The organism is Wolbachia endosymbiont of Mansonella ozzardi, from assembly GCF_020278625.1.
Classification (GTDB): domain Bacteria; phylum Pseudomonadota; class Alphaproteobacteria; order Rickettsiales; family Anaplasmataceae; genus Wolbachia.
The window spans coordinates 1-11,898 of sequence record NZ_JADAKK010000007.1 but is presented as its reverse complement, the minus strand read 5'-3'; the positions used below and the strand labels follow the sequence as shown (position 1 = coordinate 11,898).

The window sequence follows — 11,898 nt, the reverse complement described above, 5'->3', positions numbered from 1 at the left end:
AAAAGAAATTTTCCTACATAATAATAAACGATTAATTCGTACTTTATTGTCACATTGTGAACGCGACATTAAAATGATGAAGTTTGATGGTATAAAAGAATTTTTTAAAGTGCACGAAAATGACCTTAGAGTGGAACTAGGCGGAGTAATACCTCTCTGAATAATTTTATAGATTTTGAAAACGTTAATTAAAGAGATGTGCCACTTGGTTAGGAGTATATACATTAGTAGATGGTGTAGAAAAAGGCATTGTAAAGCTAAATCAAGGATCTACAGAAATGGAGATTTTCTCATAGCCAGGACCATCTACTAAGCGTCCCTGTTTAGAGGAGTGATTTTAGGAACAATAGCTAGCAAGCTTCGAAAAGGATTAAGCCCTTTTTGCCTTCAAGTTAAGTATAGAGAAATTATTCATTCAAGCAATATATTGCCTCGCTCTGACTGTGTAAAGTATGAATTCTTACGATAAATTACAAAATGCTGTATTTGTCGTTTTACATGGTTATACCAAGTCTCATTGGTAATGGAATAAATGGAAAAGAGCTCTTTTTCTCTATAATTAGGGAGTTAGACGAATTTATAAGATGTCCCATTTGTTTTCCCAATAACAAATGTTAGTATTAACATACCTTCCGAAGAATTTATCTTGGCATCTATGAATTTTCCTACCAACCAGCTTATAGTTTAACTATCTTTCTTCTAATATTATCTTTACATAAATATTTTATAGATTGCGAGATGAGTGAAAAAGTTTATATTTAATGCTGCTGCTAACCATCGCTGGAATATAGTCAAGCTTGCCATAGCAAGGAGGTGGCTATGATGTAAATGTAATACCGATCTCCATTACAGGGAAAGCAGATGGACAATGACGAGGAAAAAGCTTATACTGAAGCAAGTAGAATAGCGGGGTAAAGTGGCATATCTGTTTTCTGTGTAGTGGAAATTGGTGTTAACAGTTGCAGTTTATGTCTCCCAGTGGTAAGATAATGTTCTTTGTACAATTTTAATATTATGATTAGCCTACTGTTTGTTCTACTGTTGTTTTTTTGTGGTGGTGATGCATTTGCAAAACAGGAACCACGTCCAATAGCTGCAGGCAGTCACATAAAAGTCATCAATTATAATCCACAGGCTATACATAAGTACACTGGTTTTTATGGTTACCAGTCGAGCATATTATTTGAACCAGGCGAAGTAATACAAAACCTTTCAATGGGTGATCCAACTGGTTGGCAGCTTGTTCCTCAAGGTAACAGGTTATTTATCAAACCTATAGATGATATCGCTGACACTAACGCAACTATAATTACTAACAAAAGAGTTTATTACTTTGAACTTCATGCTGAGGAAGCAACTGGATTGGATGATCCAAGATTAGCATATGAAGTAAGGTTTCTTTATCCACTATTCAATAGTGATGAAATTTACACAACCAACAACGGTTATATTCTCGAGCAAGCTAACTCTAACACTATTCCTGACATAAGTGATATTGAGGTTGTAAAGAAAGGCTTAAATTTTAATTATTCCATCTCACATGTAAAAGGTAGTGAGTCAATAATACCAACTAAAGTCTTTGATGATGGGAAATTCACATATCTGCAATTTAATAAGACAAGTTCTGATTTTCCAGCAGTCTTTATGGTTGACTCTGCAGGATATGAATCTCTAGTAAATTTCCGTACAGTTGATGATTATCTTATAATTGAAAAAGTGGGCTCGGTGTTTACCTTAAGGAACGGATCAAGTACAGTCTGCTTGTTCAATGGAAGCATGCCTTTTAAAAAGGGTAAATAGCTGTTAAAGGCTATAGTGCTTCAAGTACAGCACTTTTATCTATTCAGCATACATTGATTCAAACGGTTGTCATACCAACATTTCTATTAATCTTCAGTGTTGTACACGTTCTTTTCTTTTTCTAATCTCTCCTGCTCTTCAATACAATATGTGGCAAGTGGATTAGCTTTAAGTCTTTCTACTCCTATTTCTTCCCCTGTTCCTTCGCAATAACCGTAGGTGCCTAATTTTATTTTTTCTAATGCCTCCTTAATTTTTTCCTTTCTGTCTTTTCTTCGCTGGATTAGTTTTTCGCTTCCACTGTCTTTATCAGAATAATATGTACTATCCTCTAGTTCTTGCTTCTCCAGCTCAGCAAGCATCGATTGCAACTTTGAACTGAAATGCTCTAACTGCTTTACGCTCATATATTCTTCGTCTTCTGAAGGAGTGTAATCTTCTGGTAGTTTTGTTTTTGGTAACTCTTCCATAACTGTACAACTAGATAATAAAACCTGTATAATTTGCGAGCAAGAAATTATACTACCTACAAGTAAACGCTATAATTTATAATAAACATTTAAAGTCCTGGCATGATTAATTTAATAAAAAAATTAGCAATATATGATAAGAACTTTACCTATGTAATATCTGTTTTTATTATAATGTTAAGCCTATCTTTGTTCACACTTGAAAATAACAGTGAACAAGAAGTCATGTTAACATTAACATGGATATGTGCTACATTTGTTTTACAAATCTCTACAAATAACTTATTTGCTTCTGATTATTATGACGGAATATTAGAGCAAATTTTTATACAGCCGTTTTCTTCTAAGCTTATAATTACTTGTAAAATTTTTGCTCACTGGTTATTATTTGGGTTACCGATTTCAGTGATTTCTTCCATATTCAGCTTTGTAGTTCTTGGTAATAATATTAAATACTCAATAGCAGTAGGCTTATCTTTATTGCTCAGCACATTGATAGTAATCAATATTTCAGCTGTTGGAAATGCATTAATGATTGGTCGAAACAACTTAGCATCGGGAGTATCACAAATTCTTGTTTTGCCAATTATAATGCCGGTTTTTATATACTTTAAATTATTAGTTCAGCTTGAAGGCTTATCCTTGAATATTCTTACATTACTTGTTACTGCTTTAACTTTTGCCATTCTGATAATCAATAGCATTATAGCTGCTCATATAGCATTAAAATCCGCTATAGAACAGGATTAGAAGGCTTTACCATTATTTGAGGTCTTTACCACCAGTAAAGTCTAAGCCTACTAAATACATTTCTGCAGATTCAGATCTACTTGACTTTGGTTTGAAGTATTTTACTGTTTTAAATACTTTTTTTAATTCATTATAAAAGTCTTTATCGGACTCTCCTTGAAAAATTTTTACTACGAACTTGCCGCCATAGCTTAGGAAATGCCTTGCAAAGCTCAATGCTGCTTCGCATAAAAGCATGATTCTAATATGATCCAACAATTTTAAACCACAAGATTCTGGTGCCATGTCAGATAAAATTACATCAAATTTTTGGTCTTTAAATTTGTTCCTTAAAATTTCAAGCTCATTTATAATATCACATTGTATATATTCTACTCCAGCAATTGTACTTACTGGCTTTATGTCAATGGCAACTATATCCACTCCTTTCTGAGATGCAACTTGTGACCATCCACCTGGAGAAGCACCAAGATCAATGATTTTTTGCTCTTTTCGGAATAATTTGAATTTATTATCTATCTCTATCAACTTGTACGCCGAGCGCGATCTGTAGCCATCCTTATTGGTTTTTTGTACGTACTTGTCATTTAAATGACGATGCAGCCACCTGGTTGAGGATATTTTTCTGCCTTTGGCTGTTTTTACTTTAGTTTTTATTTGTTAATACCCTACAAAAATCACTTATTATTGATTATGTCTTTTAGCTCTTTTTCAACTACTTCTTCCACCAGTGTATGAAGATACTTATTTAGCCATTCCGACAACTGAGGTTTTAAAAGAGATGTGACTATAATTCTCCAACAGTAAGACTTGCTCTTTTTTGTTGCTTGTGCTGTAGTTCACTTTGCATTCTTTCAAATAACTCTTTAATCTCTTCCATATTCTCTTTTAAGGTTAGGTGATCATTATTTTGCGTTTGTAAACTACTGTTATCCACTTTTTTATTGCTCATTTGGGTATTATGCTGCAAGTGAACATCTTCTTTTTTCTCTAAATCGTGGCCACGACTATTAAATTTGGTGTTATAGAAAACCATTTTCTTATCCTGACCGTTGTTGTTGATGTCTTTTTTTTCATTATCCTCCTCTTTACTATCTTCTTCTGGATCTTCCAAGTATTCTTCTTCAGGATACAGCACATCACCATCTTCTTTTTCCTTGTCTATTTCCACTTCATCACCGCTTGCATTTTTGCCAGATATGGCTTTTTTTTATGTCTTCTAGGATATCTTTTACAGATTGATTGCTTTGTCTATCACTCATAACGCTAATACCATTAAATTTAGAGATCTATACTATTTATTATAAAAAGCAAATTATAAACACTAATTACATAATTGCTTTTTGCTTCAACCAAGTCCGAACGTGCTTTGAATAGCGCATCTTCGGTATCCAAAAGTTCAGTTGTACTTTTCAAATTTGAGTTAACCTCTTGCTCAACTCCTTCCAACGCTAGAGCTGCTGCTTTTTCGGCCTCTTGACTTGCTTTGATAACAGCCTTTGCTGTCAGAACGTTGTTCCAAGCATTCACAACCTCTTTTTCTATATTTTTCGCTGTTTCATAATAATCATAAGTGGACTTTTTTGCATCCATTTTAGCTTTGCTGATACCAAAAGCATTGGTTCCTCTTTTAAAAATTGGAATATCGAGAGTGAAAACAATATTGACGTTGTCTAGAAGCGTATCAAGGCTAAAGCCTTCTTTAAAGCTTTTACTTGTACTGAGATTCAAAGAGGGTAACCACTTAGAAGTTTCAGCAATCACTTCCATTTTAGCTGCTCTTTTTTGATAAATCGCTGCTTTTAAAGATAGATTGTTGGTTTTTGCTAATTGTAAGCACTCATTTAGCTTGGGAACGGAAGGTAACTTATCATTAGCTTCTGAAAGTTCATCAGGATCCTCACCAATTAAGTGAAAGTAAGAAATGTTTGCCAATTTTAATTTACCTTCAGCATCAACTCTTTCTGACACTGAAGATGAAAATTTTGCTTTTGCTAATGAAACTTCAGCGTTGGTAACCTCTCCAAGAGAAAGGCGTTTTTTCATTGCTGACAAGTGCTCCAAAGAAACTCGTTCTTTGTGCTCTCTCAATTTTAATATTTCTGTCCTGAGTAGAACGTCAACGTATACCTTCACGGCGTTGAGCGCAATTTCTTGCTTTAACTGTTGAAACCGCATCTTTTCTGCCCTGAGAAAGTGACTTGATCGGCTGAATGTGGCAAAAGTACCACCACCGTCTATTATTCTCTGATTCAATGTAAGACGTTTTCCAGGTATCCCATGTTGGCTATCATATAGATCGAAATTGCTATTAAAGTTGTATTGTAAATTAACCTCAGGTAAAAATCCAGCCAACCCGGAGGATTTTAGCTGTTTTTCTGCACTTTTGTATTGGTAGAGCTGAGATTTTAGTTTTGAACTATTTTTAATAGCCTTATTTATAACTTCTTCAAGGTCGATTGCGTAACAATTTGTAGCACTAAAAATGATTGCAAGTGTAATAATCAACCGAAACATTCTGCTCCTATATACATTGGTCGCACACAGGTAAGTTATTAGCATAAATTGCTTTAATAATCAATGACTAATGCTGTTGACACTATTTAGGAATTAAGTGTATCATAACTTACTATTGTATAATTTTAGATGATGAAAACTTTTTTCTTAAAAGAAAAGCAAATCGATAAAAAATGGTTTGTCATAGATGCAGAAGGGTTAGTAGTAGGGAGACTTGCAGCATTTGTAGCAACGCTATTGTGTGGAAAACATAAACCTGAGTATACACCTCATATGGATTGTGGTGATAATGTAATTATCGTTAACGCAGAAAAGGTGCATTTTACTGGAAAGAAACTTAAGGAGAAAATTTACTATAAGCATACAGGTTACCCTGGTGGTTTGAAAAAAGCTACTCCAGATAATATTTTAAATGGTAAGTTTCCTGAGCGTGTAATAGAAATGGCAATAAAAAGAATGCTTAATGGTGGCCCTATGGCACGTAAACGTTTTGGAAATTTATATGTTTATTCTGGTCCAGAGCATAAGCATCAAGGGCAGCAACCTGAAAAGGTAGATTTTGCTTCTTTAAATCGCAAAAATAAAAAATAATGGAGTAAAAATGGAAAATTCTGTAACAAATCAATCAGAAAAAATAACTAAACCAGTAATTGATTCGCTAGGTCGTTTATATTCTACAGGCCGAAGGAAGGAATCTGCAGCGAAAGTATGGATAAAGCCAGGGAACGGGAAGTTTATTGTTAATCAGAAAGACAAACTACTGGGTTACTTTAAAAGGGAATCAGTGTGTCAGATGATAAAAATGCCTCTTATTGTAACATCTATGCTTGATAAGTATGACGTATTTGCTGCGGTGAAGGGTGGTGGGCTGTCTGGTCAAGCAGGTGCCTTAGCTCATGGAATAAGCAGGGCTTTAAGTAAAATAAGCCAAGACTTATATTCTATACTGCGTAAGGGGGGATACTTAACACGAAATTCGTGTGTTAAGGAGCGTAAAAAATATGGTCAACGTGGAGCTCGAGCGAAATATCAATTTTCTAAAAGATAATCATTTTTTTGTGCTTTTTGTTAAACGTTATGTAAATATTAAAAAAAGTGTATGATATATTCTATTTTCGCGATAAATTTGGTTGACTATTGATATGAACGTAATATGCTGTTTGTGTGAATTTTTCAATATTAAGGTAATTTATGAGTAAAAAAGATATAGTAAAACAATTAAAAGAGGATTGTTCTTGTCAGAATATAAATATAACGAAATCTGACTTGGGTAAGATTTATGATACGTTTATAAAAATAATAAAAGATGGGCTAGATAGGGAAGGTGAAATACGCCTGCATGGAGTAGGTACATTCTCTACTGCTATAAGTCGGGAGAAACAATGTCGTAATCCTCAGAGTGGTGAAATCATGACTGTCCCTAAAAAGACAAGAGTGAAATTTAAAGCAAGCAAGACTCTTTTAATTGTTTTGAATGAAAAGGAAAAAGCAGTAGTTAGTTAGAGATTATCGTTTTCATTGTTTTTACTACGCTGTGTAAGCCGTAAAATATAGCTTCGCTGATTAAGGAGTGGCCTATATTGAGAGCTGAGATGTGAGGCGTCTCTTTTATTCTTTTAGCGTGTGTATAGGTTATGCCATGTCCTGCGTGGCATTCTATTCCTAATTTATTGATATATTCTGCAGCATTAGTAATTGATTGTAATTTTTCCTCTGATGGATTATTGCAGTAATCTCCTGTATGAATTTCTATTATGTCAGGCTTTCTTTCTAGCTTCTCAAGATACTTTAGTTGATTGATATTTGGATTGATAAACAGTGAAACCTTTATACCGATGCTATTCATCCCCTCTATTATACTAGAGAGTTTACTGTACATGTTGATTATATCCAAGCCACCTTCTGTTGTTAATTCCTCTCTTTTTTCTGGTACTATATTAATCGAATAGGGTTTTACCTCTTTAGTTATTCCAAGCATTTCCTCTGTAGCTACAATTTCAAGATTTAGCTCAGTTTCGATGTTTTTTTTCAGGTTGAACACATCTTCATCTTTAATATGTCTTCTGTCTTCTCGTAAGTGTACGGTGATAAAATCTGCTCCTGCATCAATAGCTATTTCTGCTGCTTTTAATGGATCTGGGTAAGGAGTTCTGCGTGCGTTGCGAAGGGTTGCAACGTGATCGATGTTAACGCCTAGTTTCATAATCCACCTCAAAGGTTGTTTATAAATTATACATGTTATTAGTTCTCTTACACAATCATTTTTTGACTCTCCGATAACGAAAGTTAGTATAACCTTTATATTTAAGAAATTTACCAAATAAAAAAAGGCCTAGTTAATACCTATTTAAGAACTTGGCGTTAATGCTCTATACGCTTGACAAGTAGCTGAACTTGGGATTATAAATACCTATAGTTTTATGATAAGGGAAATGTCAAAACCTGTTGAGCATTTTTTTATGAAAAAAAATGAGATTAGTTAAAATTTTAGCTAATTAAAAAAGACAAAAGAAACTTCACAATGTGAGTTGTTTACTATTCTCTCAAAAACTTGGCGTCCGGTTTTCTCTTATACCGCTTAGTAAGTAAGGTCCAGCTAATGTAGACAAAAATTTATAAAAACGTGCAGTGCCCTTGCTGCAAAAATAAAACATAACAAGCCTTCTTTTATACTGCGCTTTTGTTACTTAATATAAAGATTAAAGATAAATTTTGGCCTAAAACACCAATGATAATATGGTAAAAGGACTACGAAGGTTGTCAAGTAAATTTTGCATTAATCCGTTTCTATTCTACTTGGATGACATTAAAAATAGAACTACTTTGCACAATTACTTAGATATTCCCGGCTCCCTGGCTTGGTTACAGGCAGTTTTCTCAATTCTTCAGGGAGATCCGCTTCACTGTAGTTTTCAATGCTAAGCTCAAGCAAAGATATAACAGGAAAAGGCAATTTTGCTTCACTATTCCTCCTGATTAGAGCAGCTTCAGCAACGACTTTGCCCCCATTCCCTTTTGCACATTCCACTGCTTCTAGTGAAGATTTGCCCGTGGTTATCACATCTTCAATCAGTAATGTTTTTTCACCCTTTTTGATCTCAAATCCGCGGCGTAATTCAAACTTGCTATTAACGCGCTCGCAAAACATTGTCCTGGTTCCAAGCTGCCTGCCAATCTCATAACCCAAGATTATTCCACCAATTGCAGGAGATAGTATTAAGTCTATTGAACTACTTAGCTCTTTTCTTATCTTGTTTGCTAATAGCTCGCAAACTTTCATGGCTCTACTTGGATTTTCAAAAATCTTAGAGCATTGTATATATGTATCACTATGCAGTCCTGATGAAAGGACAAAATGCCCGTGCAAAATCGCTCCAGCTTCCTCAAATTCCTTCATTATTGAATCACCTTTGTATAACATCATTTTTTAAGTTTCACCCTTGCATTCTTTATTGATTATTTGAGTTACGCAAACATCAGACCACACATTTATTGCAGTTTCACACATATCGATGATCGTGTAAATAGGCAAAATCAGTCCCATAATATGCAAAGGAACGTTCATCGATACAAGATAACTAGTTGCCATAAAATAGCATCCCATTGCTACTCCAGCGTTGCCAATTGCAGCTCCTGTAGCTAAAAAAATCCATATAAACATTTCGCTTAAGGAAAATGTGTACCCATTCATCTCCGCAACAAACATTACTGTAATCAAAATAAACGCAGCACATGCGTTCATATTGGTTGTTGTGCATATTGGTAAAATAAAGGATGATAACTTCTTTGGCACTTTTAACTTATTTTGCACACAGTCTATGGTTGTTGGCAATGTTGCACTGGATGATTTAGAAAAAAACGCAAGTGTGAGCGCAGGCATAACTCCCCTCAGCGTCTGAATTGGTGATATGCCTTTATACCACATAAGTAGCGGTAAAACTAGAAATGCTTGCACGAAATTCGCAGACATTACGCAGGCAAAATACCACGAAAGACTATAAAACTCGCTGACACCTTTTAGCTCGTGCAAAAAACACGTGATAAAGGACCACACAGCAAGCGGAATGAACTTCAGTAGCCCTTGAGCAATTTTAAGTAACACATCAAAAAGTGCAGAAAACACCTGGTGTAGTATATCCTGTTTTTCTCTTGATAGTGAAATAATAGCTCCACCTATTAAAAAAGCGATCAATATGCTGCCAATAACGTTATTCTCAAGAAAGACTTGCACAAAATTTGAAGGAATGAGTGATTTCAAGTATGAAAAGTAGTTGTAATTGCTGTTACTTACGCTTTCTATCGTGTTACTTGTGAAATTTTTTCTCACTGGATCCATAAGTAAATAAAAAGATAGTGCAACAAACGCAGCTATAATGGTTGTAAGCAGCGTATAGAACAGCGTTTTCTTAAGTAAAGTTTTAATTTTAATCAAGTCTTTAAGTCCTGAAATTGTAGACACTATGGATAGAAAAACCAAAGGTAAACTGATCAATTTAAGCAAGCTAATAAATATGTCACTAAATAGCTTTGCTACTTCAAATACGACTTTATTGTTTAAATAGTACGCAACTATTGCAAGCAGTATAAAAAAGAGTATCGCAAACCTATGCATTAGAAATAAAACTTAAAAATGGCATTATACAACAATTTCGTTGTTTTGTAATTAGTAACTTAAAGGACCAACTTTTTCGGATCTACACATAACTCTATTAGAAGTTTTGTGACTGTGATTGCAGAGAACATCGAGCATAAAATTCCTATTGATAAAGTAACAGAGAAACCTCTGATTGCTCCGCTGCCAACGGCAAACATTATTCCTGCGGCAATTAATGTGGTAAGATTTGAATCGAGGATTGTCTTTATTGCGTTTTTAAAACCCTCTTCAATGGCACGAACTGTTCTTTTTCCTGATTTCATTTCTTCGCGAATGCGTTCGAATATCAAGACATTTGCATCGACCGACATACCAACAGTTAGCGCAATGCCGGCAATTCCAGGTAAGGTCAGAGTTGCCTCAAGTAGGGTAAGAATTAATAGTATAGAAATTACATTAAAAAGCAGTGCAACAGAGGCTAATAGGCCTAACTTGCCGTAAATAATAATTATAAATAAAGCAACAGCTACGATAGAGGTCATCGCTGCTATTTCTCCTGCTTTTATTGACTCTTCTCCAAGACTTGGACCGATATTTTTCTCTTCTATTATTTTAAGTGGTGCTGGCAATGCGCCAGATTTTAGAAGTATTGCAAGCTCACTTGCTTGTTTTTCAGTGAAATTACCACTAATTTCTCCCTCTCCATTTAGAATTGGTTCGCGTATTGTTGGCACAGTTAGAACTGTGTTATCAAGAACAATTACAAAGGGCTTTCCCACGTTTTCTTTAGTGATTTTTGCAAATCTCTTACTTGCTATGCTGTCGAGTTTAAAATGTACTGTGGATTTTCCAAGCGAACTGAATCTAACTGACGCGTTAACCAGCGAATCACCACCTATTTCGACCTTGCGGAATATTGGATAGGAGTTGCCTAAAGAATCCTTGAGCATGACGGTAGTTTCGTGGTCTAAATTCTGCATTTTAGCCACATTAGTGTTTGCCAAGTGAAAAGCTAGCTTAGCAGTTTTGCCAAGCAGAGATTTTATTTGTTCAGTGTCTTCTACTCCAGGTACTTGAACTAATATCTTGTTTTGCCCTTGTTTTTGTACGCTTACTTCCCTTGTACCAAGCTTATCCAGGCGTCTTTGGACGTTATTTATCGACTCTGAAACTACTTTGTTGATTAGAGAATTCTTATAGTGAGGCTTATATGAAATGAAAATCGAGGCATCTTTCCTATTTAGCTCTAAATTTGGGTTTATTTTATGAACTAGCGTTGAAACTTTCTTATAGTCATCAGTATTATTCAATGTCATAATTGCTTGTTTATCGATTCGTATTCTGGATTCAATGTTTTTTGCTAGTAGGCTTTCTTTTATTTCATCGGCTAGCATACTCAATTTTTCTTTGAAATAGGAATCCAAATCTACATTAAGAAGCAGAGATGACCCACCTTTCAGGTCAAGCCCTAGGTTTATTCTCTTTTTTGAAACAAGAAGCTTATTATCAAAGAAATTCGGCAGTATTACGTATAAGGCGAATAGGAGGATACACAGCACCGAAAAAGATTTGATTATAAGCCTATTGCGCATAAGTTATAGGTTTAAAATTGTAGTGTAAACTAAAAATGGATTTTTGTAAAATTCTCTAAATAACCTACTGTGTCACTCAAGTAGCTATAGAAACGAATTAAAGCAAAATTTGCTTAACAAGTTCCTCCGGTTTCCTTATCATAGTATTGAAGCTATTATTTAGCTCCAGTCTATA

14 protein-coding genes are annotated in these 11,898 nt (G+C 34.7%); 5 read left to right on the top strand and 9 right to left on the bottom strand.

From position 1 onward, the window contains the following. The first annotated feature begins 1,014 nt into the window (after positions 1–1,014). Positions 1,015–1,800, top strand: coding sequence for a P-type conjugative transfer protein VirB9 (virB9, locus tag IHO40_RS01170; RefSeq protein WP_225536390.1), 786 nt, complete (start codon positions 1,015–1,017; stop codon positions 1,798–1,800). Between the two features lie 86 nt (positions 1,801–1,886). Here virB9 and IHO40_RS01165 read toward each other — a convergent pair whose 3' ends face one another. Beyond that, positions 1,887–2,270, bottom strand: a complete 384-nt coding sequence (locus IHO40_RS01165; protein ID WP_225536368.1) for a TraR/DksA family transcriptional regulator — start codon at positions 2,268–2,270, stop codon at positions 1,887–1,889. 102 nt (positions 2,271–2,372) lie between these two features. On the opposite strand from IHO40_RS01165, the gene IHO40_RS01160 reads away from it, so the two are divergent. Then, on the top strand, positions 2,373–3,020 hold the full coding sequence (locus tag IHO40_RS01160; protein WP_225536367.1) for a heme exporter protein CcmB: 648 nt from the start codon (positions 2,373–2,375) through the stop codon (positions 3,018–3,020). Positions 3,021–3,032: 12 nt separating this feature from the next. Here IHO40_RS01160 and IHO40_RS01155 read toward each other — a convergent pair whose 3' ends face one another. From IHO40_RS01155 to IHO40_RS01140, 4 genes are all read right to left on the bottom strand, one after another. Further along, entirely contained in the window at positions 3,033–3,623 is a 591-nt protein-coding gene (locus IHO40_RS01155) for an RlmE family RNA methyltransferase (RefSeq protein ID WP_225536389.1), read from the bottom strand. Between the two features lie 74 nt (positions 3,624–3,697). Continuing rightward, positions 3,698–3,784, bottom strand: coding sequence for a DUF2497 domain-containing protein (locus IHO40_RS01150; RefSeq protein ID WP_255585936.1), 87 nt, complete (start codon positions 3,782–3,784; stop codon positions 3,698–3,700). A gap of 23 nt (positions 3,785–3,807) precedes the next feature. Next, entirely contained in the window at positions 3,808–4,191 is a 384-nt protein-coding gene (locus tag IHO40_RS01145) for a hypothetical protein (RefSeq protein ID WP_225536366.1), read from the bottom strand. 110 nt (positions 4,192–4,301) lie between these two features. After that, a complete protein-coding gene (locus IHO40_RS01140; RefSeq protein WP_225536365.1) occupies positions 4,302–5,537 on the bottom strand; it encodes a TolC family protein in 1,236 nt (411 codons plus the stop codon). 132 nt (positions 5,538–5,669) lie between these two features. On the opposite strand from IHO40_RS01140, the gene rplM reads away from it, so the two are divergent. The 3 genes from rplM (at position 5,670) to IHO40_RS01125 (ending at position 7,040) form a co-directional block, all read left to right on the top strand. Further along, complete coding sequence (rplM, locus tag IHO40_RS01135; protein ID WP_225536387.1) at positions 5,670–6,128, top strand: 50S ribosomal protein L13; 459 nt, start codon at positions 5,670–5,672, stop codon at positions 6,126–6,128. A 10-nt stretch (positions 6,129–6,138) separates the two neighbouring features. Continuing rightward, on the top strand, positions 6,139–6,585 hold the full coding sequence (rpsI, locus tag IHO40_RS01130) for a 30S ribosomal protein S9 (RefSeq protein ID WP_225536364.1): 447 nt from the start codon (positions 6,139–6,141) through the stop codon (positions 6,583–6,585). 143 nt (positions 6,586–6,728) lie between these two features. Beyond that, on the top strand, positions 6,729–7,040 hold the full coding sequence (locus IHO40_RS01125; RefSeq protein ID WP_225536363.1) for an HU family DNA-binding protein: 312 nt from the start codon (positions 6,729–6,731) through the stop codon (positions 7,038–7,040). Here the strand turns inward: IHO40_RS01125 and IHO40_RS01120 are convergent. The 4 genes from IHO40_RS01120 to secD all read right to left on the bottom strand — a co-directional run bounded on the left by IHO40_RS01120 (position 7,033) and on the right by secD (position 11,723). Next, positions 7,033–7,740, bottom strand: a complete 708-nt coding sequence (locus tag IHO40_RS01120) for a pyridoxine 5'-phosphate synthase (RefSeq protein ID WP_225536362.1) — start codon at positions 7,738–7,740, stop codon at positions 7,033–7,035. The genes IHO40_RS01125 and IHO40_RS01120 overlap by 8 nt on opposite strands. Before the next feature lie 615 nt (positions 7,741–8,355). Next, complete coding sequence (pyrE, locus tag IHO40_RS01115; protein WP_410543350.1) at positions 8,356–8,958, bottom strand: orotate phosphoribosyltransferase; 603 nt, start codon at positions 8,956–8,958, stop codon at positions 8,356–8,358. Positions 8,959–8,964: 6 nt separating this feature from the next. Then, positions 8,965–10,149: a dicarboxylate/amino acid:cation symporter gene (locus tag IHO40_RS01110; protein WP_225536360.1), complete on the bottom strand. Its 1,185-nt coding sequence runs from the start codon at positions 10,147–10,149 to the stop codon at positions 8,965–8,967. A gap of 59 nt (positions 10,150–10,208) precedes the next feature. Further along, positions 10,209–11,723, bottom strand: a complete 1,515-nt coding sequence (secD, locus tag IHO40_RS01105) for a protein translocase subunit SecD (protein WP_225536359.1) — start codon at positions 11,721–11,723, stop codon at positions 10,209–10,211. Positions 11,724–11,898: the final 175 nt, after the last annotated feature.

Bases quoted from the DNA above. Each gene is read 5' to 3' on its own strand.
- IHO40_RS01160 (WP_225536367.1), top strand. From the start codon at position 2,373: ATGATTAATTTAATAAAAAAATTAGCAATATATGATAAGAACTTTACC.
- IHO40_RS01165 (WP_225536368.1), bottom strand. From the start codon at position 2,270: ATGGAAGAGTTACCAAAAACAAAACTACCAGAAGATTACACTCCTTCA.
- IHO40_RS01110 (WP_225536360.1), bottom strand. From the start codon at position 10,149: ATGCATAGGTTTGCGATACTCTTTTTTATACTGCTTGCAATAGTTGCG.
- pyrE (WP_410543350.1), bottom strand. From the start codon at position 8,958: ATGTTATACAAAGGTGATTCAATAATGAAGGAATTTGAGGAAGCTGGA.
- rpsI (WP_225536364.1), top strand. From the start codon at position 6,139: ATGGAAAATTCTGTAACAAATCAATCAGAAAAAATAACTAAACCAGTA.
- IHO40_RS01125 (WP_225536363.1), top strand. From the start codon at position 6,729: ATGAGTAAAAAAGATATAGTAAAACAATTAAAAGAGGATTGTTCTTGT.
- IHO40_RS01120 (WP_225536362.1), bottom strand. From the start codon at position 7,740: ATGAAACTAGGCGTTAACATCGATCACGTTGCAACCCTTCGCAACGCA.
- IHO40_RS01140 (WP_225536365.1), bottom strand. From the start codon at position 5,537: ATGTTTCGGTTGATTATTACACTTGCAATCATTTTTAGTGCTACAAAT.
- virB9 (WP_225536390.1), top strand. From the start codon at position 1,015: ATGATTAGCCTACTGTTTGTTCTACTGTTGTTTTTTTGTGGTGGTGAT.
- rplM (WP_225536387.1), top strand. From the start codon at position 5,670: ATGAAAACTTTTTTCTTAAAAGAAAAGCAAATCGATAAAAAATGGTTT.
- secD (WP_225536359.1), bottom strand. From the start codon at position 11,723: ATGCGCAATAGGCTTATAATCAAATCTTTTTCGGTGCTGTGTATCCTC.